The following is a 25,270-nucleotide window of genomic DNA, read 5'->3' on the forward strand; positions in this document are numbered from 1 at the left end:
TTAGTTGATGATTCATTTTCCGTTATGTGGTCACAGCGGAAAAAGAATCGTACCAGAAGTATACACCGGGTATTAAATTTGATGCTTTGCAGGTGTGCATCGCGGGGTCTTTCAGTTTGTCTCAAACACCCCCCGAAATAGACGTTTTTACACTCGTTGTTTCCCCGATTTATTCGTGAGTTTTGTATGAAACTAAATCCAGAAACAATGGAAAAGCAATTGGACACCATGGCCAACCGCTTGGAGGAAAGCCTCGCAACGCACAGGGTCGTTTCGCAGGAAGAATGGACCAAAGCGCGGAAGGATCTGCTTAAAAAAGAAAAGGAACTTACCCGGCTCAACGATGAGCTCAGCCGCCAGCGGCGGGAGCTGCCGTGGGTGAAGGTCGACAAATCCTACATTTTCGACAGCACTGAAGGAAAACTGTGGCTGCCGGACCTCTTTTACGGCAAAAGCCAGCTGATCATTTACCATTTCATGTTCGCTCCGGAATGGGAAGAAGGCTGCCCGGGCTGCTCGTTCCTTTCCGACCACATCGACGGCGCCAACCTGCATTTGCAACACCACGATGTTTCGGTAGTGGTTGTTTCCCGAGCCCCGTTGGAAAAACTGCTCGCATTCAAAAAGCGAATGGGATGGAAATTCAACTGGGTCTCGTCCTACGGCAGCGACTTCAATTACGATTACCAGGCATCGTTCACCAGTGAGCAACTCAAAAACGGTACGATCTACTATAATTTCGAATATGCCAAACATGATGAAGGCACCGAATCACCAGGGACCAGCGTGTTTTACAAGGACCGGACAGGCAACATTTTCCACACTTATTCGAGTTATTCCCGCGGCGGCGACATACTCATCGGCGCACATAACTACCTAGACCTCACACCAAAAGGAAGAAACGAGGACGGCATTATGGACTGGATGCGTCACCACGACAAATATGAAGATTTCAAAGGCGATCAGGGCAGCTGCTGCCATTAACAACAGTCTCCCGCGTCTGTTCCGTTACTTAATGGTCAGAACTCTCGAGGCGCTCCTGAAAATAACAGGAGCGCCCTAATTCATATTTATTCCTCCTTCCTCCTTTCTCCCTTTCCTCCTTCCTCCTTTTTCCCTCCTCCCTGACAATAGTAAAACGCAACACAAAATGACTTTACAGCATGAGTATCAATGCTATCTCACACATCCTGAACCTTACGAAGAAGCGTTGCTTCACCCTTTATGTTTGGAATTAACCCAATCCCAAAACACACGAAGAGCCTGATCATTCTTCCTGCTATCGCTGCATTTGCCGGACTGGTAGCCTATCAGAACCGCGAGCAAACCGACCGCTCATGGAGTATTTACAAAGCCGACGCTGAAAGCACCAGCTATTCTGCATTAGATCAGATCAACACCTCAAATGTAGACCGCCTGCAACTCGCCTGGACGCATTCCTACACCGACATGAAGGACGGTAGCCGGGCCGGCAGCAGCGAATGCAATCCGATTATCGTCGACGGCGTCATGTACACCACGTCCGCAAAACACTGGGCCTATGCCATTAATGCCCAAACCGGCGAGCAGCTCTGGTCATTCGACCCGTTTGAGGGGGCAGAGGGCGGCGGGGTTAGCCGCGGAGTTACCTATTGGGAAGGTGTGGACCGATCTGGCGCACCGGACAAACGTATTCTCTTCACCGGCGGCGACAACCTTTTTGCGCTCGATGCACGCACGGGGAAACCCGTTCCGGGGTTCGGGGAAAATGGTCGCGTAAGCATGAATGTGGGCCTGCGCGACGATCCCGCGACCATTTCAGTAATCCCGACCTCACCCGGCATTGTTTACAAGGATTTGTTGATCATGGGGGCCGAAGTCTCCGAACTGTACGGCGCGCAGCCCGGTTATATCCGCGCCTATAATTGTAAAACCGGCAAATTGGAATGGACATTTCACACGATCCCGCTACCTGGCGAACCCCGTTACGAAACCTGGCCGAAAGACGCCTACAAATATGCAGGGGGCGTCAACGATTGGGCAGGCATGAGCCTCGACACCCACCGCGGCATCGTTTTTCTGGCATTGGGCTCACCATCCTATGATTTTTACGGGGCCGACCGCAAAGGCAATAACCTCTACGGCAACAGCGTGGTAGCACTCGATGCCGCGACTGGCAAGTACATTTGGCACTACCAGCTCGTCCACCACGATCTGTGGGACTATGACTTGCCTGCGCCACCCAACCTGGTAACCGTCAACCGCGACGGGAAACAGATCGATGCCGTAGCACAGGTCACCAAGCATGGATTTATATTTGTTTTTAACCGCGAAACCGGCGAGCCGCTGTTCCCGATCGAGGAACGGAAAGTACCCGCTTCCCGCATCCCGGGAGAAGAAACATCTCCTACCCAGCCTTTTCCGTTAAAGCCCAGACCCTTCGCGCGGCAATGGATGACCGAATCGGATTTAACGCACTATACCGATGCTGGCCACGACTCGATCGTTAAAAAATTCCGCTCGATGCGCTATGAGGGCCTGTTTACGCCACCGGATCTCAAAGGTACATTGATGCTCCCCGGTTCCCGCGGCGGTGCGGAATGGGGCGGTGCCGCATACGACCCGGCCTCAACAGTACTTTTCGTCAAATCCAATGACTCCCCTGAAATCCAGTCGATGAAAAAAGTGGATCCGGAACAGGAGGCCAAAGATCAGACCGTTTACGACCAGGGCAAAACAGTGTACATGACCTACTGCGTGGCCTGCCACGGCAAGGATAAAAATGGGGATGAACCCAATTACCCGTCGCTGATTGGCCTGCGCAACCGTATGACGCGCGAAGCGGCCTTGGACAAGATCAAAAAAGGAGGTGGCAAGATGCCGGCGTTCGCCTCGGCGATCAAGAGCAAGGAGAAGGGCATCATTGCATTCCTTTACGACCGCCCGCAGAATTCGGCCAAGGTGACCAAACAAGAGACGGGCCAAACTCAAAAAGGCGCTGACAAATACCTGAACCTGACTGCCTACGGCCATTTCCGGGATCCGCAGGGTAACCCCGCCTTGCGCCCGCCATGGGGAACGCTCAATGCAATCAACCTCAGTACGGGCGACTATGAATGGCAGATACCGCTGGGTAACGACGAAAAACGTCAGGAAAACGGCGGCCCGGAAACCGGCCAGGAAGGTTCCGCCGGGCCAATCGTCACGGCAGGCGGCCTGATCTTCATCAGCGGCACCCAGGACCGCAAACTCCGCGCTTTCGACAAAAAAACCGGTAAGCTCGTCTGGCAAACCACGCTCCCGGGTGTTGCCAACGCCACCGCATGTACCTACATGAGCGGCGGCAAGCAATACGTAGCACTCTCCGTCGGCGGCACGAAGGAAAACCCATCGGGCGCTGTGATGGCGTTCAGATTGCCTTGATATAGTAAATGCCCGGACTATATCCATCCGGGCATTTACAAAATTCGGTACTGGATAAGAATAAATCAGAATATTGCTATCCAGAAATATCCTTTCATTCATTAGCTTCCTCGCGGTTAAATTGATACCCTCGTGTATCGATTGAAACCGCGTTGAACGTCACTGCTTTCCTCTTATCTTTTCCTCCTCTGCTCGATTCTTTTCAAATGCGATCACTTCGATCTCCTTCCCGATATACTTTTCTGGAATATCGAACGAAATGGATGCTTTATCCGGCCTGACAATTGTCCTTATCATTGTGTGATAGTGTTTAATCAAAACAACTATCTCAAATTTAACCAATAAAATGCATTACTATATCAATCATAAACACTCCACCGAGCTTCGATTTTCGAAGTACACCGATTAATTAGCAACCGTCACTTTCCCAGGCAAAAAAATCGAAGCATCGCGCAGGAATGCTGCGATCCAGATCAGGGCTAGCGGGAGTACGGCGTTGAATGCGGTGCCGTGCGACAATTCCGTAGCAATGGCACCGGCAAAGTAGCATGTCAACAGGATAAAACCGATTTTCATGGTTTTCGGGTAAACGAAAAGGGCTGTAAAACCGATTTCCATCAGGCCAAGCGGAACGAGATAGCTCCCTACCCCGACTTCGGAGAGCTTTTCAAGCATTTCGGGGCTTTGGCTCAGCTTCATTACGCCGCCGAGCACCGGCAATAGCGACGCCAGGGCAGTGAGGACGATTGTGGTGATTTTCTTTGCTTTCATGTCTGTTTTGATTTTTTGTCAAAACTAGGTACCTTTACTATACAAATGATAGTAATATACAAAAGGTTAGTAATAACCTTTTAGTTAGCAAAAATCAACATGGCATTCACTCATCACAACGGCGAAAGGCCCAGCCCTGCGCAGTGCTATAACAAACTCAATGCGGCAGGAGACGCCTTATATGTAATCGGGGGCAAATGGAGACTGCGGATCATCATCGCACTTTCCGAAGGGCATAAACGGTTCAATGAAATTCAGCGGGCCATGAACGGCATATCGGCCAGGGTCCTCTCCAATGAACTGAAAGAGCTTGAAATTAACGGATTCGTAACCCGCAAGGTCTATACCGACTTCCCGGTTTCGATCGAATACGAACTGACACCATACAGCGACACATTGTCCCCGGTGATCGAGTCGCTGATCAATTGGGGAGAAATGCATCGCCAACGGATTATGCATGCGGAGAAAGCAGAAGAACAAACTGCTACTGCTCTGGCAGAGATACTGTGACGTGCCACATATCGCCTGAATTGCTTACTTTTTCAGTCCCCCAAACGCCGGGACCGCCGTCAGCCCGCAGGTAGACATTAAACACCAGCGTACTGATCTGCGAACCTCTAACGAGCACGCTTCCGCAAGCGGCGCCATTGTCGCAGTTGCCGGTAATCGGCGTTTTGGAATGCAATATTTTGGTTTTCGTCACGTCAATCTGCATTTCGTCACTGCCCGAAAGCTTCGTCAACGTTAGCGATGGCGTCTGCAATTCGAGCTCCGTGGCGAAACCAAGGCGTTTGTCGCTGAAATTGGTTGTTGCACCAAGGCCGATGAACGAAATGACCGGATCTTGCACAGGCTTGTTGAACTGCAACCGCAGCTTGCCGTAATAGTAGCGGCTTGTATCGGTTTTAGGCGCATTGGCCGCCAGCAGCGGTTTCGCCGAGAGAAACACCTGCAATCCGGCATTCATAAACAGGTTGACCCCCTTTCCCACCGGCCCCTGCGGATGCGCCGTGAATATTTTACGTGCAGTATCCGCATAATAATAGTTGGTATTGATCACCGGCACCGCGCGCACATGCGTGCTGCTCGCGCCCGACGCCGCACCAAAAGTCATACCGGTCACGTGCTGAGGCACATTGATGTACGGCTGGTCGTCAAAACTGAACGTTACCGACAACTCTGATTTCAGTTTCTGGAAATAGATCCCCTCGTCGGTGCTCCCGTTTTTATTGAAAAAGAAAGACATAGTCTGAGGGATCGAAGTAGGCCCTTTGGGAACCGGCGGCTGATAACTGTTATTGACCCCATCCTGAACCAGTTCATACGTACTCGGAATGTTCGATCCCTGCGCGAAGGAAGCGTTGACCGAGCCGGCGATTAAAATGCCAACAAGAGCCGACCTTAATAGTGATAATGAGTATGTTAGCATGTGTAGAAAATTAAAATACGTTGAGAGAACTGCCGGCAATATATCATTTATGGACGAAGGTGCCCACCAATCAGGGCATGTCATTCTCATTTCAGCAGGATAGTTCAAAATTATCTTCACATCTTACCATCCAGCCCCTCGAATCCCGCGATCTCAAACTAAGTAATTGATTATTAATTAAATGTAATGCCAGCATTATTTTTCCCCATGCAGGAAAGGTAAAGGCAGGTGTTGTTTTGTAAACGGTATGCCCGTTAAGCAAATGTTTCGTACACCCTCCCAATCATAACACATTGTTGATCCTCCCCCGGCCGGCCACTAACACCTTTTAAAGGAAATTTGAAGCCTGTATTTAAGTACCAGTCTGGCTACTCTCTCCGATCGTTACGGCTATTATTCAACTCAATTTCAAAACATGAAGAAACTTTCTACTCATCGGCGTCCGCTCCGAAACGTACGCGCCGGGCTACTTTGGCTATGCGTGCTGATCTCCGTTTCGGTACAGGCCCAAAACCTTACGCAATCCGGTTTTATTTCGGTACTCACGCCGCAGTTTATGGCCAATGGTACAGGTACCCGCTTGCCGGTGATGTACCGCGCTACCGTCACCGGTCTGACGCCCGGCACAACCTACCGGTTTTATACGCAGGCCGCAATCTCCGATAACCTGGGCGGGACCAATCCCGGCGCAGGCAACCCGCTGTTGGTCAATACTGCCGGCACGAGCTACACGTACACATCGAGCCCTTCGGTTACGACCACTGGTGGTTACGAGTCCTTCACGACGGATGCCTCCGGAAACTATACCGGCTGGTTCGGGTTCGTCAACACTGGTAATGCCCGGTTCGATCCGGGAAACCTGATTCTTCCCACCATCGTAATCGCAAACACTTCCGGTACCATCCTGTCCCGCCGCGCGCTCGATGCTTCCATTCGCGTACTGGCATACAGCACATCCGCCGGGACCAATAATGGATCATTTTTAAAAGAAAGCACATCCGGGGCCAACGGCAAAAACCTGGTCGCGATTTACGACAATACCGCGGGAACCGGCCGGCCACTTTTCATAGCGCCTGCCGAATCGATCGGTACCACTATTGCCAGCGTAGTACCCGGCTACACCACTTCTGCCGGCGGCTGGAATGCTATCGTCCCCAACGACAATGCAAACGGGGTAAGACGCATTGAACAGCTCAGCTCCGCGAATGCCAGCTTGATTGGCTGCGCGACCGACGATGACGGCGTATGGCCAACCGGGACGGTTAACACCGCCAATCCCACGGCCGGTACCTCTGGTTTGACCATTGCCTCAGAAGACGCCGCACTGACTTCCTGTACCTCACTGCCGGTCGTGAATCTTTCGGTGAGCAGCAACGCCGGCAGCGAAGCAGCTCAAAACGTTATTACCGTTACCGCCACGGCATCCGCACCGGTAACAGGCGATCAGACCGTCAATCTCAGCGTTTCAGGAACTGGTATCAGCGCGTCGGACTACGTATTATCCGGCAGCACCATTACCATTCCAACGGGTGCTACCACCGGCTCGGTAACATTCACCATTGCCGACGACAGCGATGCAGAGAACACCGAAACGGCTACCCTGACCATTTCGAGCCCGTCAGCCGGCATTACATTAGGTTCAACCACCGCACAGTCGATCACCATTACCGACAACGATGGAGCACCAAACGACAATGCGCCGGTAATCGTGGCTGATAATGAAACAACGACCGACGCCGATCTTACAACCACCTATCTCTCGGTTCCCGACAATAGCCCGGTAGCAAACCCGGCCGCATTTGTCAGCGGTGTGATCAACGATCCGACCGATCCCGCACGCACGCTGGGTATCGAATTCAATGTGAGCGATGTGGAAACAGCCGCGTCAGCGCTTGTAGTAACCGCAACCAGCAGTAATACGGCCGTGGTACCCGACGCCAATCTCTCCGTAACAACCGGTAATGCCAATAGCCGGAATCTGAAAATCACCCCTGTGGGCGTAGGTTACGCGGACATCACGGTAACCGTCACGGATGGCGGCCTGAGTAGTGCTTATGTGATCAAATATGCCGCTTCGGCGGCTTCGGGCACACCCTCGTCCACACGCTTCCACACGCAGGTGAGCGATGCTTCCACAGCACAGGCTATCGACAGTGATTATATGCTGGTGGCCGATGATGAAAACCAGGTTTTGAGACTTTACAACCGGCAGAATTCAGGATTACCTGTTAATGGATTTGACTACACCGGCTCGCTGGGCCTCACCGATATTTCGGGCGGCGTCCCGCGCGAGGTAGATATCGAGTCGTCGGTGATGATCGGTAACCGGATTTACTGGATGGGATCGCACAGCAATGCATCGGGAGGCAACAACCGTCCCAACAGAAGCCGCGTTTTCGCGACCGATTTATCAGGCACGGGCGCCGCTGTTACCCTGTCGTACGTAGGTCGTTATGATGCGTTGAAGACTGACCTCCTCGCCTGGGACGCCTCCAACGGCAATGTCTTGGGGCTGGCGGCGAGCGCAGCAGCCGGTAAGATTCCGGAAGACCCCGCCCTCGACGGATTCAATATCGAGGGTTTGACCGTAGGCCCCGATGGCACGACAGGCTACATAGGCTTCCGCGCGCCGTATCAGTCCACCAGCACGCGTACGCTCGCTTTGATCGTCCCGTGGACTAACATCACTTCGCTCTTTTCCGGTAACCCGACATCAGGCCCGGCCACATTCGGAGCGCCCATCCAGCTCGATCTGGGTGGAAGAGGCATCCGCGAGATCAAAAAGAATGCTGCCGGTGAATATCTCATCCTGGCAGGCCCCGCCGACGCGGCTACCGGAACAGCTCCGAAGGATTTCCGCTTCTACACTTGGACGGGCAATCCGGCGGACGCACCGGTACTTCGCTCCGCCAACCTCACGGCCCTCAATGCTCAGGGTAGCTTCGAGTCGATCGTCGACCTACCTTCGCCGCTTGCCAACAACAGCGAAATCCAGGTTTTGGTAGACAATGGTGATGATGTGTTTTACAATGATGGCACCATTGCCAAGGATTTGGGCCAATCGAACTACAAGAAATTCAGAAGCGAACGCATTGTATTGGGTAACCCGCCGGTAGTGGCAACCCGGATCCACCAGATCCAAGGTTCCGGCAACACCGCTGCGCTTACCGGCCCGCTCACCATTGAAGGGGTTGTCACCCGCACGTTTACCGGCTCCACGGGCCTGAACGGCTTTTATGTGCAGGAAGAAGACGCCGATGCAGACGCCGATCCCACTACTTCGGAAGGTATTTTCGTATACAATGTGGCGGCCGATCCCGCAGGAGTGGTGTCCGTCACACAAGGCGACCTGGTCCGCATTTCAGGGGAAGTAATTGATTTTGTAAGTACTACCAGCGGCTTTACCACCAGCCTTACCGAATTGAAAACGGTCAGCGCATTCGAAAAACTGGGTACCGCTCCGCTACCGACCATCACCAATGTAACGCTCCCGGTAGCTAATGTTGCCGACCTCGAACGCTACGAAGGCATGCTGGTCAACCTCAACGCGACGAGCGGCAACCTTTTTGTTACCGAGTATTTCCAGCTCGGCCGCTACGGCCAGGTTGTATTGTCGGCCGACGGCCCCGGCAACGCTGCAGGAACAGATGGCCGTTTAGACCAATATACCCAATTTAATGCCCCAAGCGTGGCGGGATACGCTGCTTACGTTGCCGAGGCCGCCAAGCGCAAGATTTACCTGGACGACGGTCGCACGACCCAGAATCCCGACCCTGTCATTTTCGGTCGCGGCGGCAACCCGCTAAGCGCCACGAATACCTTACGCGGCGGCGACCAGGTAACGAGCGTTATTGGTATCCTCGACGACCGGCTCGAAGGATACCGCATTCAAACCTCTTCCGGCGTGAACTTCATCGCAGCTAATGAGCGGCCAACCGCGCCCCCTGCCCTCGGCACAGGAGCCACCCTGAAAGTGGCCAGCGCCAACGTACTTAACTATTTCAATGGAAACGGTGCCGGTGGTGGCTTCCCTACTTCGCGCGGGGCCGATACCCAGGCGGAATTCGCACGCCAGCGGGCGAAGGTGATCGAGGCATTGTACACTTCGGATGCGGATGTGATCGGGTTAATGGAGCTGGAAAGAGACGATTACGGCCCGAACAGCGCCATTCAGGACCTTGTGAACGGGCTTAATACCCGTGCCGGTGTGAGCGGTACTTATGCGTTCATCGATCCGGGTACGATCGCAACGGATGAAATTACCGTGGGACTTATTTACAAACCCGGCAAAGTAACACCGGATGGCGCTGCCGCGACCATGCCCGACCATTATGGACAAACGAGCCCTGGCTACCCGACCGGACAGACAGCTTTCGACGTGGTAGGTCGCAAACCGCTGGCTCAGACCTTCATCGAAACAGCCAGTACCGAGAAATTCACGGTGGTTGTCAACCATTTCAAATCCAAAAGTTCAAGTGCCAATGGCGAGGGTGACGCGGACGCGGGCGACGGCCAGGGAGAATCAAACGGAACACGGGTGCGCCAGGCACAAGATCTGGTAGCGTGGCTCGCTACGAAACCTACCGGCACGACCGACACGGACTACCTCATCCTGGGTGACCTCAACGCTTACCTAAAAGAGGAGCCACTCACGATCCTGGCTAATGCCGGCTACAACAGCGTACTGCCGGCCACTTCCTACTCGTACGTTTTCGATGGCTTCACCGGCTCGCTCGACCACGCTTTGGCAACCTCATCCCTGGCCAAGCAGGTTACCGGCGCCGACAAATACCACATCAACGCCGACGAACCGAGTGTGCTCGACTATAACACCGAATTCAAATCAGCCGGGCAGGTTACCAGCTTTTACAGTGCCGATCAATACCGCGCGTCCGATCATGATCCGGTGCTCGTAGGGCTCCACCTCGAACCCGCCTTACCTGTACACCTGATCTCCTTTACGGCCACTTCCGGAGAGCGGAATGTGACATTGCAATGGGCCACCACTTGGGAGGAGCAGAATGAAGGTTTTGACATTTTGCGGTCAACCGATGGCGTCAATTTCTCGGCCATCGCATTTGTAGCCGGTAATGCCACCACCTCGTCCCGCTCTGAATATGCTTGGACAGATTCGGACGTTCAGGCGGGTATACTTTACTATTATCGCCTTCGCCAGCGGGATTGGGATGGCACCACCACCCTCTCGCGGATAGTGGCCGCACGCGTAGACGCAGGAGCCGGGACTACCGCATTTGTTTATCCAAACCCGAACTCCGGAAACTTCACCGTTTCCGCTCCGGGCGCTTCAACGCTTGAACTTTACAATGCAGCAGGCCGGCAAGTTCCGATCCACGTCAAAGCAATCGGCACAGAAGGTTTATTTTTAGTAAACATCAAAGGGCAAGCCGCGCCGGGAATGTACAACTTGATTATCGAAAGAACGAATTCCGGTAAATCGGGAAGTGTGAAGGTTATTGTAGAGTAATTAGTTTAGAATAAATGAAGAGGAGCTGCCTGATCGTCAAATCATGCAGCTCCTTTTCGTTGCTATCGGCTGCTATCGCGGCTCGGTGAAAACTTCCTGGACATATATGTTCGAGACGATGAACTTGCTATTGGTATAGGTAATTGTATCCACCGCTGCCTCCGCCCACTGATGTTTGTTGATCCGCACAAACTTTGCCGCGAATTGGCCCTGGATCTCGTTCTTATCAGCATCATAATACAAAACCTTGAAGTAGTTCCATGGGCCTTCCAGGAGCCTGTAACTATTCATGGATGCATCGTCCCCGGGATAGGTCGTGAAACGAGCGTGAGCACTAATCGAATCCAAAGTGCACAGGGTATTCTTACAATGGCTAACCGTACTGTCAGTCAGCGTATAATTACCTGGCTTGGCGTGAAAAAAATTCAGATACACAATCTGATATTCATCTTCCTCAATTTTTCTGGCCAAAGCCAAAGCTACTACATCATTCTCGCAAAAAGTCTTGCTCACGATAGCACCATTCCAAACCGTCATCCCGGTTTTAAAAGGCACACCATTTACTTCGCCCATAAACACCTGATTTACCATATGCGGGTCCACAGGTGGCTGTTTTTCACAGGACAACAGGCCGGAGAGCAATAGCATGAGTATATAACTGTATCGTTTCATAGCTTTAATGGCTGTTTTCATATGATTACCGTTTAAGGCTATACGGTTGGTTTGAATTATGATGATGGAGAATACAAGTAGCCGCCGCAGGGATCACTCCGCGCGGCGGTTGTTGCAGCAATTAAATGCTATCGCGGTTCGGTGAAAACTTCGAGCACGTACATGTTTGATACGGTGAACTTGCCATTGGTGTAAGTGATCGTATCCGCTGCTTCCTTCGCCCGCTGGTGTTTATTGATCCGTACAAATTTTGCGGCGAATTGCCCCTGGACCTCATTCTTATCAGGATCATAATACAAAACCTTGAAGTAGTTCCACGGACCTTCCACCAGCCTATAAGTATCCATCGACACATCGTTCCCGGGAAAAGACTGGAAGTATGAACTGATGTTGATTGAATCCAAAGAGCATACAGCATTTTTCTTGTGTCTAACAATAGTATCGGTTGGCACATAATTACCTGGTTTAGCATGGAAATAATTCAAAGTGATCACCTGATATTCTTCCTCGCTGATTTTTCTGATCAGTCCCATGTCTATCACGACTTTGTCGCACCATTCCTGGTTCACATATGCACCCATTTCTACCGTCATTGCCGACTTAAAAGGAACACCATTGACTTCACCAGTAATAAACTGGTTCACCATTCTTGGGTTCAAGGGCGGATGCTTTTCACAGGACAGCAGGCCGGAGAGCAATAGTATCAATATATAGTTGTATCGTTTCATCGTTTTGACGCAGTTTATTCCCGTTCAGCAGGCCGCAAAGCGACTTGGTGCCGGATTTGGATGGTAACGTTTCCGAAGATGTAACCGCCAGCCGCCCGGAACCAACCGGACGACTGGCAGTTGTTTCAAATAATGCCCTATCGCGGTTCGGTGAAAACTTCCTGGACATATATGTTGGATACGACGAACTTGCCATTTGTATAGGTAATTGTATCCACCGCTGCCTCCGCCCGCTGACGTTTGTTGATCCGCACAAATTTTGCGGCGAATTGCCCCTGAATCTCGTTCTTCTTGGGGTCGTAGTACAAGATTTTGAAGTAGTTCCACGGGCCCTCAAGAAGCCTGTAAGTGTCCATCGTCACATCGTCTCCTGGAAAAGACTTAAAATCTAAGCTGGCACTGATTGAATCTAAAGTGCATGAAGCACTTTTACGATGGCTAACCGTGCTGTCAGTCAGCCGGTAATTACCCGGCTTAGCATGGAAATAATTCAGATACGCAATCTGATATTCATCTTCCTCAATTTTTCTAACCAAACCCATCCCTATCACATCATTTTCACAAAGATCCGTTCTTACGATGGCACCATTTTGAACCGTCATTCCGGTTGTAAAAGGCATTCCATTCACCTCACCGGTGACCAATTGGTTCACCATCCCTGGAATCAAAGGTGGTTGCTTTTCACATGATAGCAGGACAGAAAGCAACGTTATTAATAGATAACTGTATCCTTTCATGGCTTCATTGCGGGTTGGTATATAACCTTTTTTCGAATAACCCGGCTACCGCCGCGAGCGGTAACCACGTATATGCCTGATGCCAGCCCCTTCCCCGCCAGATCGAGCGCAATCACATTTCGCCCAGTTGTGCATTGGAAAGACAGGTCTTGCATAGGTGCCCGCCCATTCAGATCTGCCAAGTCCACTTCAACTTTCATGTCCCTTTCAGCATTGAAAATAAGCTCCACACGGCCGGATGTGGGATTAGGTCGCAACACTACGTCACCGCTTTCAGTGTGAAGTGAATCATTCTCCTTTTGCCCCTTGCGATATCCTCCATTAGGATCGTCGTTCACCCAGATTTGCGCCCAGTGCTCTACCACCTGCCCGTCCGCGGATGTGATTTTCAATTTCAGGTAAAAGAGATGATTGCCGTTGTGGTACAGCCCAACATTGTAAAACTCCCCGGTACCGTTACCCGAATAGTTGATACCATCCGTTGATTCCTTCCACTGATAGGTATAAGGCGGACTCCCGCATTTTGCGATGGCCTCATAGGTATAAACCTGATACTCATATCCGCTGGTCGGCCCGGAGATCCATCCGTTCAGAACATTCGGTTCCGGCCTCAATGCCTTAACGATCGGTGATTTGTCCGTCACCACCTTCGCATTGTTATGTGTAGCATCACCCATTGGAGATCCTGCAAAGGTTTTGTTCGGATTAGAGTAATAAAGTATTTTGCTTCCCGGCGCAGTTCCTGTCGCCACCAACGTATTGAAACCCGAGAATATATATCCTTGCGCGTAAGGCAATCCGAAGTTTTCATTCTCATGGTTGCATCCGAACAAATGACTTAGCTCATGAGCCCCAATCACAGGAATGTTAGGACTTGACAAGACAACCATTGCGAAACTTCTACTGCTGTTTGGATGGTGATAAATTGTTGGATCGGGCACTCCTCCGGCATCATCATGAGGCTCCCAAATAAACAAGAGCACCAAATCAGCCTTGTACTGATTGCACAAATTTTGAACGGAGGCCGTGTTACTGAGAGCTAGTACGTCCTCATATATTTTATAATTCTTTGTCGTAAACGTCGTCTGCACAACCCCCGCCAGTTGTACATAAGCAGTACTAGTAACCCCACTATTCGTTACGGTTTGATTGAAAACATCCAGGGTATTATAGGCATGGTTAGTAGCGGAGACTGGGCTTACATTGTTTCCATACAAAAAAAGCACGCGAATACCATTTATGCACGGCTCGATCTTCGCATTATCACCCGGTTTTCTTCCGCTTTTGTCCGGATCGGGCTCAGGTTGGATTTGTTGAATGGCAGAACCAATTCCTGAGGCGCAAAAGTTCGCTTTACCGGCGTCGTTCTCATGTCCCAGTAAAAGCTGACCGTCGTCGCCGAGGTCGCAGATTTCGTACGATCGCTCCGGTCCCTGGATGATCCCGCCTTTCATGCCATTACGGGATGTAAGCAGTACCGACAGCAGACTTTCCCCTACCGTTCCGTAAACCTTGTAATTCTTGTCGTCGGAGTACTCGATGGTTTTAACGTGCACGTCATACGCTTCGGCGCGGCCCGGAATCGTGATTTGCAAGCGATTATTGTACAATACTTCTGCAATCGGCCGCATTCGCACAATGATCGTTTCGCCGCGGTACTGTCCGTTGTTAGTCAGGCCGTCGAATAAATGCTTCCCGTTTTCAGAAAGACTTGCGTAGTCCGGTGTATCCGGTAAAAGAAGATCCGTGCGTGCTTCCTGCGCGCGTGCGCTTGTGAATGAGGTGCCCGCCATGGCTATGCAGCCCAGCCAAACCGCAAAAAAGCGGGAACGCAATACATCACCATTAATCCGAAAAAAGTCCATAGGCATACCTGTTTAAGTTCCTGAAAAAACTGATCGAATGGGTCCGTGGCAAGCCACGACAGGAACGGAGTAGGTAGGTGCCCGACCAGGGGCGGCCGGCTGTACACCGGCCATGGTGCTTCGAATTAAATGGATATTTTTTTCAAATCAATTGGGAAGGGAACGCCGATGATCAAGTAACCGGGATGAATTACCAAGCAACGTCATTTCTCTTTTTATGACACTTTTTCCTGCAAAATCTTCGCCACATTTTCCTGCAACGGCGGGTGCAGATCGGCGAGCAGCCACCAGGTGTGTATTTTAGCCCCGGCGTCAACAAGCTTTTGCACTACTTCGATGTGGTGTTCACGGGCGCCCTCGTGGGCGGTGGCCCAGAGCGTCTGGTCCAGTACGGTACCACCAAACTCATTGCGCGCTTCAAGCGGGGCTTTGCGGGAGAGCAGCAAGTCTACCACTTCGGGATAGCCGAAGTAGCCGGCCCAATGCAATGCAGTCCAGTCACGGTGGTCTTTGGAAGCCGGGCTTACGCCTTTTTCAAGCAGGAAATGAACAGTCTCCACGCGGTTGAGCATAGCCGCCCATACAAATGCAAGCGCAAGATTGGCCTCGGGCGTCGGCGCGATTTTCAGCCATTCCACACGCGCCAGGGGCGTACCGGCTTTCAGCTTGCCGTCGTCGCCGAGGTAGCCAGCGAGCTGCGTCGTTTTCCCCATCGCAGCGGCGGTCACCACATTGTCGACCCTGGCCCCTCTCTCCACCAGCACCTCCGCCGATTGGGGATAATGAAAATAAATGGCCGTTACCAGGGGACCGCAGTCGTCGCGAACACCGTTTATTGCCGCGCCATAATCAAGCAATTTTTCCGCCAGGGCGGCTTGCAAGCCTGCCTTTGACGGATGGACGCTCGACACGAGCAATTCCAGTGTCGTCCCCCATTGGCTACCATAGGTGTCCGCCAGCGCGTCGGGTACCGCACCGGCAGCAAGCAACGTTTCGGCAATGTCGAGCCCATTGTGCGGGGTTACCTGCCTGAAATTCTCCGTCCCGTTGGCCGCAATATAATGCAGCAACGTAGCCTTGTGCCCCCGCGACGAGCGCTCGTGCACGATGGCAGGGTTCTCTTCCAAAAGGGATTGCAGTACGGGCAGATCGCCCTGTACGACCGCGTCCACAGCCTGTTCGAATTTCGCGACCTGCGACCCGGGCTCTTTCAGATCGGCGATGTGCCGTAGAAATGCCGGCCAATCCACAAAACCATGCTCCCGGGCTATCACAACGCGGGCATCATCAAGGCCGAAATTGGTATCCGGGCGGTTCAGCTGCGTTAATCGCTCCGGTTCGGGATGGTATTTCCGTATATGTTTGGCAGAATCCTTATGGACAGACCGGCAGGCATCCGCCAGCGCGGCGGCTTGTTTTTCGTAGTACTCAGGGGCCGGATCGGTGGTGAGCGGGATGATATCGGTCGTGTTCATAAGTTCGGTTTGGTAGCAGCTGAAACATAAGACAATTAGTATGTTTTTGAATAAAATACAAAATCCGGTTACTGACCGTATTTGCATTTCTTCGATGTATTCAAAATCAGAAAAGCACCGGTCATTTCAAGTAGACCAGTGCCTTTCCGGATTGTCTTTGTCAGCCCCCGATTCGCTGAATCACCCCGGAGCACTTTTCGGTCTACCGGTCCACAGTCAGGTGTTTTTGGGTCTCAACCTTCCCGTCGGACCCTGTGACCGTGATCACATAATGACCAAGCGGCAACGCGTTCGTCGCCACTTCCACATGCTTCCCGGTTGCGGTGGTACGCTTCACCGTCCGTCCGCTGTTATCGCGAATCAGGATGATTGCGCCGGGCTGGATGTTTCTAAGGACAACACGCTCGCCAGCCGGGTTCGGAAACACAATGGCCGCCTCGTTCCCCGACCTTGTGATGGACTTCATCGACGAGAAACTGACCGTGCCGTCGGTATCTACCTGGCGGATTCGGTAATAGGAAATTCCCGGAAGCGGTGCGGTATCCAGGAAGTCATAATGCTGTTCCATAGATGTGTCGCCCTTTCCCTTCACTTTACCCAAAGCTTTAAAATGGCGTGCGTCGGCACTCCGCTCCACTTCAAAGTAATCGTTGCGGACCTCTTCGGAAGTAGACCAACCCACGCGAACAGCCGATTGCTCCACCTCTTTCAATTCCAGTTCCTTGAACGTAACGGGAAGTATCGCGCAATCTTCCGTTGAAATGGAGGTGATGTTGGCGTCCATCCAGGCCAGATGGTCGAGCAGCCAGGTTTTCAGGTATTGCACCTCCTTGGCATAAGTATTACCGGGCAACGTGTAATGCTCGTTGAACATCACGGCGGTTTCCAGGATATTCCACTTCGAAAAGTTACGTTGCATGGCATTCTGGGCGGTCAATTCGGCCTGTTTCTGATCGATAAACGCGGAGATGGATGCATCGCTCCATTGTGTCTGCCGGAGTTGCTGATAGCGCCCCATCAGTTTGCCTTTGAAATAACAATCGGTAAGCAGGCGCGCAGGCCAGAAAATAGTCATTGGCGGCCGATCCGGGCAATAGATATTGAATTGCCAGGCCCACGAGCCGGTCGGCAACACCGAAAGCTCGTAGCACCACTGCTGGTTCCCCATCGATTTGTCGAAATCCCAGGGAGCGCCCATCACGATCTGGCCGCCCTCGTCTTCCCGTTGTTTATACAGGAACGTACTTGCCCGCCAGTTGTCGGAGTTCTTAGTGATTTCCTGTAACAGCAGGTAATCGATCGCCGCATCTTCGTCGAGGAGCGGCCGGTAGCCAATGGTAGCGTCCTTGAAGTTCGGCCCTGCCAATATCTGCTCGAAATTATCGATGTGATTTTTGATGTAATTGAATTGCAAATCCCGGTTGGCGATATTGGTGTAGTTGTGCAGCTTGGGATATTCGACATGGAAAAAAGGGTGCGGCTGCGCGGGTGCATTGTTTCCCGCGAAAGCGGACGTCCATTTCAGGTCTTCATCCTCCGCGACCTGCAACAGGTAACCTCCGTTGATTTTCGCGGGGTCGGTGTCTGTTTCGGAAAGCTTTTTGATGTTGATACGATTCGAATTCCGTTTGACTTTCTCCATCAGGATATACACCCCGTGGTAGGACATTCCGCCGATTTCATTCTTGAAAACCTCCACATAACGCGTGCGCGGCGAGTAGCGGCCCGTACGCGTGTACATTTCGTGCGCAAACACATCGCGGATGAACGACTTATCCCCGTAGCAGGCATTCAGTACCCAGTCCGACTCGGCGGGCATCCCCAGCAGCGAAGCGTCCACGCCATTACCGCCGACGTCCCTGATTTCGACACTGTAAGATTTCTTATCCCAGAAAATGGATGTGTTTCCACGGATCTCGATACCTATGTTGCTTTCGAACTGGAACACGTTCGAGCCGGAGTTCATATCGAACGAGTGAATACCACCGCCGTCCGGTGCGGTGATCTTGAATGACGCGGTGATCTTGTTGTCATTCTCGATAACAACCCCATTTGTATTGATCACTACGATGGGCAGATTGGACGTGATAGAGGTTTGGGCAAGGCCGGCCATACTGTAAAGTATCAGCATTAAGCAGCCGGTGCAATGAAGCCGGAACGAGTGTAGAATTGAGGCCATAAACGAACGTCGATTAACTTAACAATTTATTAATATATAAATATAAAAAGTTAATAATCGCTTCACACTGAGGCAGTAAAGTTTCTACTAAACGGTTACTTAAGTGTACTGACCTTGCCCAAAAAACCTTATCCTCCGTATATATTGAACGCGACCAGGTGTTTCTTAAAAATCGCCTCAAAACGGTCGGCTTCTTTCTCCTGCTTCGCCCTCCGGCATTCACGGACGATACTTTGCAGGATAAAAAGATCGGTATTCACATCGCGGCTGCGCCCGTTGTCCTTCTCCCTGATCCACGAAAGGTTCTCGTCAGAGCGAATGGCCATCGCGCGTGCGGAATCCAATGCCTTTTCGTTTTCTCCCACATCAAACAACGCCCCGATAAAACCCGCGGAAATCTGATCATACGGAATGCTGTCGTCGGGCATGACGGCCATTGCCTTGTCCACTACCTTGCGCGCCTTGTCGATCCTGTTCTCCGCAATAAGCTGCTGCGCGAGGCGCAGGAATGACAGCCTCGCCGTAATCACCGGCGATCCGCGGTAGGTGTCGTCATAGTACACTTCGGGATTGCTGGTTTCCCGCCAATGCATTTTGTTCATCATATTGTCGTACATGATGTCCGAGTTGACATAACCGTCCGACGCGCCGGCGACCCGTACCGGCAGCAGGCGATAGGCATATCCTTCGAGCTGGAGATATTCCTGCAAACCGAGGTTGTGCGACGACCCCATTGTCGAAGAGAAATATACCGGCCGTTTCCAGTTGTTGCTCGCAATAATGTCGAGCATGACCAGGTCGCCTTTCAGCAAATCCGTTTCCCCTATTTTCCAACTCATGGAATCACTCAGATAGGGCGTCAGCTCGGTTTTGACAATATTCATATTCCTGACCGCTCTCGTATCTACCGGCAGGAACAACGTCGCCGACGGCAGGATCGAGGTCATATCGCCGCTCGTAAGTGGCACCTGGATCGCCTTGTTATCCTGGCGGATCAGTTCGAGGTATTCTTTCAGGTTAATGCCCCCTTTGACAGAAGGAATTTCATAAAACGGCAGGTATTCATTTTTTCCCAACTGGTAATTACCCGAGTCCAGTGACAGCGGTAGTGCATCCGACCGGTTGATCTTTCTCTTCAATTGTTCGATGTACCAATCCGCGCCAAGGAACGTCTGCACACACACGCGCACGTCGGTGCGGAAGCCCTCCACCTCCTGTACATACCACAATGGAAAGGTGTCGTTATCGCCACCGGTAAAAAGGATCGCGTTCGGCGCGCAGGAATTGAGCAGGTTACGGGCAAAGTCCACCGAATGGTACCGGTCCGTCCTATCATGATTGTCCCAGCCTCTTGCTACCATGATCGCCGGCACCGAAAAACAAGCCAGCCCCGCGACTCCGGCCCGCAATGCCGGCTTCTGGATAACCTTTTCGAGGAACTTAGCCGCTGCCATAACGCCCAGGCCGATCCACATACAGAAAATATAGAACGAACCCACGTAAATGTAATCGCGCTCGCGCGGCTCGCTAGGCGGGGAATTGAGATAGATCACCAGGGCAACGCCTGTGAGGACGAACAGAAAACCGAGAACGAGCAGGTCCTTCCGGCGGTGATAATACATATAGATAATACCCGCAATACCCAGCAGAAACGGCAGCATCAGGAAGTTGTTATGCCCGCGGTTATGCCCGATGCTTTTCGGAAACGATTGACTGGTTTGCCAGGGCATCAGAATGCCCGCGCCCTCCCGGTCGCTTTCGCGCCCGACAAAATTCCACAGGAAGTAACGCCAGTACATATGCCCGAGCTGATGTGAAAACAGGTAAGACAGGTTCTGCCGCATGGTGGGCTTCTGCCCCTCGGCCAGGCCCGTCATTTGCTGGTACAATTGCGGATGCCCCGGATTGGAGCTGTGCATCCTCGGTAACAGCATTTTGCTGCCCGGCTCATATTCGTACACCGGTTTGTAATCGATCAATACGTATTTACCGTCCTTCTTGGCATAGACCGGTGCTCCACGCTTTTGGCTAACAGGCCTCGAAACGAATGAAGGGCCATATAGCAGCGGCCGGCTTTCGTACTGCTCCCTTTTGAGGTAATATACAAACCGCAGCACGTCGCTGGGATTGTTCTCATTAATCGGCGTGTTGTACCCCGACCGCACCAGTACGAGCGCGTACGATGCATAACCTATGAGAATAAACGCAAGCGAGAGCAGGCCGGTGTTCAACAATGCACGGTGGGTACGGTGCGAATACCATATTCCCCAAACAAGCCCGCCCAGAAAAAGGACTGTAAAAAACGCGATACCCGTGTTGTAAGGCAACCCCAACGAGTTGACGAAGAAGATCTCGAACTTCCCGGCAAGCTCAGGCAACCCGGGAATAATGCCGGCATTGATAATACCCAGAATCAAAAGGCCGGACAGAAAGGCTATGGAAGCCCCCAAAAAGCCGGGTTTCGGATATTTTTTAAAATAGTACACCAACGCCAGCGCCGGTATGGTCACGAGGTTCAGCAAGTGAACACCGATAGAAAGACCTACCAGATAGGCCGTCAGGATCAGCCAGCGGTTGCCGGCGGCGGGGTCCTCGATGGCTTCCCACTTAAACACCGCCCAGATGACTATCGCGGTAAAAAACGACGACAAACCGTACACCTCGGCTTCCACCGCAGAGAACCAGAAAGAATCCGACCATGCGTACGCGAGCGCGCCCACGACCGCCGCCCCCGTTACCAGCAATACGTCCGCTGTGGTGCCGTCCTCAGGTTTCTTGCCTACCAGTTTCCATGCGATCAAACTGATGGTTTTGAAGAGAAAAAAGATGGTGAACGCGCTGCTCAGCACAGAAACCATATTGACCCAATAGGCCACCCGCATAACGTCACCGAGCGCCAGTAAAGCAAATAGCCGCCCGATAAGCAGGAAAAGCGGTGCGCCCGGCGGGTGCGGCACCTGTAATTTGAATGCGCAGGCGATGAACTCTCCACAGTCCCAGAAGCTGGCGGTCCGCTCCATCGTCAGGACATAGGTAATGAAGCTGACGGCCAGTACGGTCCACCCCGCCAGATCGTTCCATTTCTTTAAGGATATCATGTTTGAAGGTGTTTTGGATGAAGGACCAAAACTATTCAACATGATACGCTTGCATGAAACGGGCGATCTTAAAAAAAGTTAATAAAAATAGCTGATAATGAGGCTTTAACTTTATTTAACACCACGCGCGCATCACTCGCCAGCTTGCACTAGAAAAGCAGGGAAATGCCATAAATAAGAGAGCTCCAGAGTATCGCACCCGCGGTAATGGTAATGATAACACCACACAGAAACGGCAATTCAGCTGATTTTGAAAGTTTTACCGATCTTTCCATTCTAAATAACAACTTTTTATGATAGAGGTCTAAGCCCTGCGACATGCCTGTTGCAGTTCCATCAGTAAAAGTAAATATTCAAAATGAAATGGTAAGTAGCCTGACTTTAATTGTAGTTTACTAATATATCGACGGCATTTAGTAGCACTTCTACGCTTACATAGTACAACTTCAATCAACGATTTACTCAGTTGAATCCGGTCTTGCGTCGCTTGTATATTTCCACCTTTTTAAACAACTCCAGAATGTTCGTTACTTCGAGTTTTTCGAAGATCCTGGCCTTGTAGGTCGACACCGTACTTTCCTTGATATTGAGATCGATCGCGATGTCTTTCGTCCATTTGCCGGTGAGCAGCATATCCATAATTTCGAGCTCGCGGTTCGAGAGAATTTCCAGCGGGCTTTCTTTGCTCTCGCGTTCGAGAAGTGTATTGTTGACGAGCTGGTCCTGGATGATGTTACTGATGTAAGTCCCGCCCGCGAGCACCGAAGTAATCGCCTTTTCCAGTTCTTCGTTGGAGGTATCTTTGGGCAAATAGCCGTTCGCACCGGCCTTTACATAATGAATAGCGTACAATTCTTCATCCTGCGACGAAAAGATCAGGATTTTCACCTTGTTCTGAATGTCGCGGATCCTGCCGATCATATTAAAAGCCTCACCGCCCGGAATTTTGATATCCAGAATAACAAGATCAAAGAATCTGGATTGGAGAAGTTTGAGTGTTTCACTAAAAGTAGCTGCCTCGATAACCGTTACCGAGGGTAAAAAATCTTCAATTAACAATTTAACGCCCATTCGCACAATGGAATGGTCTTCTACCAGCAAAACTGTTTTCATTCAATGATACCGTTACTTCAAATCAGTTTTAAAAGTAGTTTAATATAAATGAAATTCTGTGTAGAAAATTGACTACGCCTAAATTATTTCGAAAAAATAATGTGAACGGAAGTTCCGACAGGCTGGTTGGGCTTCACATGCAGGCGCGCGCGTATGAGCGTACTGATCTCTTTGACGATCAATAGCCCCATTCCGAAGTTCTGGGACGTATTTTCATCCGCAGGGAGCTGCTTCGCTTCGCTGTTGATCCAGTCGCTTACCCTATTTTCCATCCCCGGCCCGGTGTCGTTCACGATCAGGTGCAGCTCTTCGCGAAAATCCTGATAAGTAACGCTGATCGTGCCTCCGTTGGTTGCCTTATTCGCATTATCGATCAGGTTATGCAGGATAATACTCACCAGCTGTGCGTTGTTTTTAATGATTACGCCCGGCGTAACCGCGTTCACAAACCGGTTGGCATTCACCTCCGCATCTTGCATAAAAATGGCAAACTTTTGCTCCACCATTTCATTCACATCGAGATAGGTAAAATGGACGTTCGTGTTCTTGTAACGGAACTCGGTATATTCCAGCAGGTTTTTCATGAAATGATACAGCCGGTAGCTCGACTGGCTGATCGCCCGCACCGTCGTTAGGTCGGGGTGGTTGCGCGCAAGGCGGCCGGTGGTGGTCATCAGAAAACGCAACGGGCTTTTGATATCATGCGAAATACTCGCGATCAGGTGTTTCTGATGCGTGTATTCCCTTTCCAGCTTCATCCGGGAATCTTCCAGGTATTCGAGACTCGACCGCAACTCGACCGTCTTCGCGTCCAGATCACTGATCGTATCATAGAACGAACTGAAAAAAAAGTAGTTGATCAGCACGATCAGGGTAAAATTCTGAAAAAGCTGTATGGCAATCGTGATTCTGCCCGAGCCCTGTGGCCCCCAGGAAATATATCCTGCCAAATGATGCCCCAGCAGCACATACGCAATGAACGGTACCACGGCGAGCGTGGAGTAAATGACACCCCAGCGGTTGCCGAGGCCGTAGAAGGCAGCCACAGTCACCACCACAAGGTATTGCAGCGTCACCAGGTCGAACCCCTTCTGAAAGTAATACAGGTTGGTCCAGATAATGACCATAAAGATCAGCATGGCCGCGTGGGCGGCTTTGCGCCATTGGAAACCACTCGCCACCGCGATGTAGTAAATCACCACGATCCCCAGCAAGATGGCGGCCCGTATTGCCTGTAAACGGTAATGCTCCAACTGGTAGAAAATCAGCAGCAGCGTGGTGGTAAGAATTTTCAGGTTAAGTGCGTAAGAAAGTACTTTGATGCGCGCCCGGTTAAGGATACTCGTTTCACCTAGTAACTGTTTTCGGACAGGCCATTCCAGAATCGATCGGATCATGTATTAACGTTTTCTAAACCGCCGTTCGTCTTCGGGGTCGGACGATGCGATAAGATCCAAATCTACCTAAAATACGCAACAGATATTGTAGAGAAATTGCCACAAGCAAAACAATGGCAATCTACAATGGCTTTTTGGGGGTGATGCTACATTTGTAAATTCCTGCATATGAATGATTGCGGTGCTGTGTGCAGGATCCCTGGATTTGAACGTATGAAGTACGTTAATAAACGTTGAGTATAACTTACACCTTCCGGTTCTACCGAGAAGGTGTTTTGTTTATCAATGTTTTAATGGGGTAATCTGGTTGAGCCCGTGGCCCGAATGATGATGAAAGAGGAACGTAGTAAATAACGACTTGTGGGTTACGCGTACCTGGTTTTACTTGCCCGGCTTGTCCTGCGCTTGTTTCTTGGACTTCTTCACTTCGCCTGGTGTAAAGTCCCCGTTAATCCATCTTACAAAATTTTTAGATTGCACCTGATAGACCTGGGCTGACAGAGGTTTCAAATCTGATTTTTCGATTTCGAGAAGATAATCAGCCAGAAGCCTGTTGATCTCTTCCAAATATTTGCTTTGCGTCTTCATGAGAGGATTTTGTGTTTTTACAAATAAAGAATTATTCTGATACTCAATCAAGTGTGCGATTTTCGTATCACTGTGCAAACATAATCCTTTCCCGCCGATCCGTTTCCGGTTTTGGGGTGAGAACGCTGAATTCTAGGGTGTAAAGAGCCCTCGATGGGGGGACGAAACCGGCCTATCAAATCCCTTCAGTGGCCACTAAATTTTTACTACAAAGCACTACCCAAGGCACGCTACCGGAAGCTTATAGGGTTTACGATACCAGCTTGTAGCTGAGTTCAGGAACAGGATATTAACCCGCCGGAAAGCAGTGCGGGAGGTCAGGCGGGAAACA

17 protein-coding genes are annotated in these 25,270 nt (G+C 51.2%); 4 read left to right on the forward strand and 13 right to left on the reverse strand.

The genetic code is table 11. The annotated features are described in order from the left end of the window. Nucleotides 1–207: 207 nt before the first annotated feature. Together J7619_RS02890 and J7619_RS02895 are read left to right on the forward strand one after the other, a co-directional pair. Nucleotides 208–984 carry a thioredoxin family protein gene (locus tag J7619_RS02890; RefSeq protein ID WP_291193737.1) on the forward strand — a complete coding sequence of 259 codons (777 nt, stop codon included), beginning with the start codon at nt 208–210 and terminating at the stop codon, nt 982–984. A 240-nt stretch (nt 985–1,224) separates the two neighbouring features. Further along, nucleotides 1,225–3,402 carry a PQQ-binding-like beta-propeller repeat protein gene (locus J7619_RS02895; RefSeq protein ID WP_291193740.1) on the forward strand — a complete coding sequence of 726 codons (2,178 nt, stop codon included), beginning with the start codon at nt 1,225–1,227 and terminating at the stop codon, nt 3,400–3,402. 159 nt (nt 3,403–3,561) lie between these two features. Here J7619_RS02895 and J7619_RS02900 read toward each other — a convergent pair whose 3' ends face one another. Together J7619_RS02900 and J7619_RS02905 are read right to left on the reverse strand one after the other, a co-directional pair. Further along, nucleotides 3,562–3,699 carry a hypothetical protein gene (locus J7619_RS02900; RefSeq protein WP_291193744.1) on the reverse strand — a complete coding sequence of 46 codons (138 nt, stop codon included), beginning with the start codon at nt 3,697–3,699 and terminating at the stop codon, nt 3,562–3,564. Between the two features lie 108 nt (nt 3,700–3,807). Beyond that, the gene (locus tag J7619_RS02905; protein WP_291193746.1) at nt 3,808–4,173 is read right to left on the reverse strand and encodes a DoxX family protein; all 366 of its coding nucleotides are present in this window, start codon (nt 4,171–4,173) and stop codon (nt 3,808–3,810) included. 99 nt (nt 4,174–4,272) lie between these two features. On the opposite strand from J7619_RS02905, the gene J7619_RS02910 reads away from it, so the two are divergent. After that, a complete protein-coding gene (locus tag J7619_RS02910) occupies nt 4,273–4,683 on the forward strand; it encodes a helix-turn-helix domain-containing protein (protein ID WP_291193749.1) in 411 nt (136 codons plus the stop codon). Here the strand turns inward: J7619_RS02910 and J7619_RS02915 are convergent. Further along, nucleotides 4,658–5,602, reverse strand: coding sequence for a hypothetical protein (locus J7619_RS02915; protein ID WP_291193753.1), 945 nt, complete (start codon nt 5,600–5,602; stop codon nt 4,658–4,660). The two genes, J7619_RS02910 and J7619_RS02915, sit on opposite strands and share 26 nt — an antisense overlap. 415 nt (nt 5,603–6,017) lie before the next feature. Between J7619_RS02915 and J7619_RS02920 the strand changes: the two genes are divergently transcribed. Beyond that, nucleotides 6,018–11,087 carry an ExeM/NucH family extracellular endonuclease gene (locus J7619_RS02920; RefSeq protein WP_291193756.1) on the forward strand — a complete coding sequence of 1,690 codons (5,070 nt, stop codon included), beginning with the start codon at nt 6,018–6,020 and terminating at the stop codon, nt 11,085–11,087. 72 nt (nt 11,088–11,159) lie between these two features. On the opposite strand, the gene J7619_RS02925 is transcribed toward J7619_RS02920, so the two are convergent. The 10 genes from J7619_RS02925 to J7619_RS02970 all read right to left on the reverse strand — a co-directional run bounded on the left by J7619_RS02925 (nt 11,160) and on the right by J7619_RS02970 (nt 24,939). Further along, complete coding sequence (locus tag J7619_RS02925) at nt 11,160–11,780, reverse strand: hypothetical protein (RefSeq protein ID WP_291193759.1); 621 nt, start codon at nt 11,778–11,780, stop codon at nt 11,160–11,162. A 107-nt stretch (nt 11,781–11,887) separates the two neighbouring features. After that, nucleotides 11,888–12,487: a hypothetical protein gene (locus J7619_RS02930; RefSeq protein WP_291193762.1), complete on the reverse strand. Its 600-nt coding sequence runs from the start codon at nt 12,485–12,487 to the stop codon at nt 11,888–11,890. Between the two features lie 137 nt (nt 12,488–12,624). Beyond that, a complete protein-coding gene (locus J7619_RS02935) occupies nt 12,625–13,224 on the reverse strand; it encodes a hypothetical protein (RefSeq protein ID WP_291193765.1) in 600 nt (199 codons plus the stop codon). Continuing rightward, entirely contained in the window at nt 13,221–15,089 is a 1,869-nt protein-coding gene (locus tag J7619_RS02940; RefSeq protein ID WP_291193767.1) for a T9SS type A sorting domain-containing protein, read from the reverse strand. The genes J7619_RS02935 and J7619_RS02940 overlap by 4 nt, the downstream gene beginning before the upstream one ends. A gap of 215 nt (nt 15,090–15,304) precedes the next feature. Beyond that, nucleotides 15,305–16,564, reverse strand: coding sequence for an ankyrin repeat domain-containing protein (locus tag J7619_RS02945; RefSeq protein ID WP_291193770.1), 1,260 nt, complete (start codon nt 16,562–16,564; stop codon nt 15,305–15,307). A 202-nt stretch (nt 16,565–16,766) separates the two neighbouring features. After that, nucleotides 16,767–18,695: a CotH kinase family protein gene (locus tag J7619_RS02950; RefSeq protein ID WP_291193773.1), complete on the reverse strand. Its 1,929-nt coding sequence runs from the start codon at nt 18,693–18,695 to the stop codon at nt 16,767–16,769. A gap of 176 nt (nt 18,696–18,871) precedes the next feature. Continuing rightward, nucleotides 18,872–21,841, reverse strand: a complete 2,970-nt coding sequence (locus tag J7619_RS02955) for a DUF2723 domain-containing protein (RefSeq protein ID WP_291193777.1) — start codon at nt 21,839–21,841, stop codon at nt 18,872–18,874. A 462-nt stretch (nt 21,842–22,303) separates the two neighbouring features. Then, entirely contained in the window at nt 22,304–22,954 is a 651-nt protein-coding gene (locus J7619_RS02960) for a response regulator transcription factor (RefSeq protein WP_291193779.1), read from the reverse strand. An 83-nt stretch (nt 22,955–23,037) separates the two neighbouring features. Then, nucleotides 23,038–24,351, reverse strand: a complete 1,314-nt coding sequence (locus J7619_RS02965) for a HAMP domain-containing sensor histidine kinase (RefSeq protein ID WP_291193782.1) — start codon at nt 24,349–24,351, stop codon at nt 23,038–23,040. Nucleotides 24,352–24,732: 381 nt separating this feature from the next. Further along, the gene (locus J7619_RS02970) at nt 24,733–24,939 is read right to left on the reverse strand and encodes a hypothetical protein (RefSeq protein WP_291193785.1); all 207 of its coding nucleotides are present in this window, start codon (nt 24,937–24,939) and stop codon (nt 24,733–24,735) included. Between the last annotated feature and the right edge of the window lie 331 nt (nt 24,940–25,270).

The organism is Dyadobacter sp. (assembly GCF_017744695.1).
Classification (GTDB): domain Bacteria; phylum Bacteroidota; class Bacteroidia; order Cytophagales; family Spirosomataceae; genus Dyadobacter.

Coding starts and splice junctions, on each gene's coding strand:
- J7619_RS02955 (WP_291193777.1), bottom strand. CDS start 21,841: ATGATATCCTTAAAGAAATGGAACGATCTGGCGGGGTGGACCGTACTG.
- J7619_RS02960 (WP_291193779.1), bottom strand. CDS start 22,954: ATGAAAACAGTTTTGCTGGTAGAAGACCATTCCATTGTGCGAATGGGC.
- J7619_RS02910 (WP_291193749.1), top strand. CDS start 4,273: ATGGCATTCACTCATCACAACGGCGAAAGGCCCAGCCCTGCGCAGTGC.
- J7619_RS02940 (WP_291193767.1), bottom strand. CDS start 15,089: ATGGACTTTTTTCGGATTAATGGTGATGTATTGCGTTCCCGCTTTTTT.
- J7619_RS02935 (WP_291193765.1), bottom strand. CDS start 13,224: ATGAAAGGATACAGTTATCTATTAATAACGTTGCTTTCTGTCCTGCTA.
- J7619_RS02965 (WP_291193782.1), bottom strand. CDS start 24,351: ATGATCCGATCGATTCTGGAATGGCCTGTCCGAAAACAGTTACTAGGT.
- J7619_RS02905 (WP_291193746.1), bottom strand. CDS start 4,173: ATGAAAGCAAAGAAAATCACCACAATCGTCCTCACTGCCCTGGCGTCG.
- J7619_RS02970 (WP_291193785.1), bottom strand. CDS start 24,939: ATGAAGACGCAAAGCAAATATTTGGAAGAGATCAACAGGCTTCTGGCT.
- J7619_RS02930 (WP_291193762.1), bottom strand. CDS start 12,487: ATGAAACGATACAACTATATATTGATACTATTGCTCTCCGGCCTGCTG.
- J7619_RS02915 (WP_291193753.1), bottom strand. CDS start 5,602: ATGCTAACATACTCATTATCACTATTAAGGTCGGCTCTTGTTGGCATT.
- J7619_RS02920 (WP_291193756.1), top strand. CDS start 6,018: ATGAAGAAACTTTCTACTCATCGGCGTCCGCTCCGAAACGTACGCGCC.
- J7619_RS02945 (WP_291193770.1), bottom strand. CDS start 16,564: ATGAACACGACCGATATCATCCCGCTCACCACCGATCCGGCCCCTGAG.
- J7619_RS02895 (WP_291193740.1), top strand. CDS start 1,225: ATGTTTGGAATTAACCCAATCCCAAAACACACGAAGAGCCTGATCATT.
- J7619_RS02950 (WP_291193773.1), bottom strand. CDS start 18,695: ATGCTGATACTTTACAGTATGGCCGGCCTTGCCCAAACCTCTATCACG.
- J7619_RS02900 (WP_291193744.1), bottom strand. CDS start 3,699: ATGATAAGGACAATTGTCAGGCCGGATAAAGCATCCATTTCGTTCGAT.
- J7619_RS02890 (WP_291193737.1), top strand. CDS start 208: ATGGAAAAGCAATTGGACACCATGGCCAACCGCTTGGAGGAAAGCCTC.
- J7619_RS02925 (WP_291193759.1), bottom strand. CDS start 11,780: ATGAAAACAGCCATTAAAGCTATGAAACGATACAGTTATATACTCATG.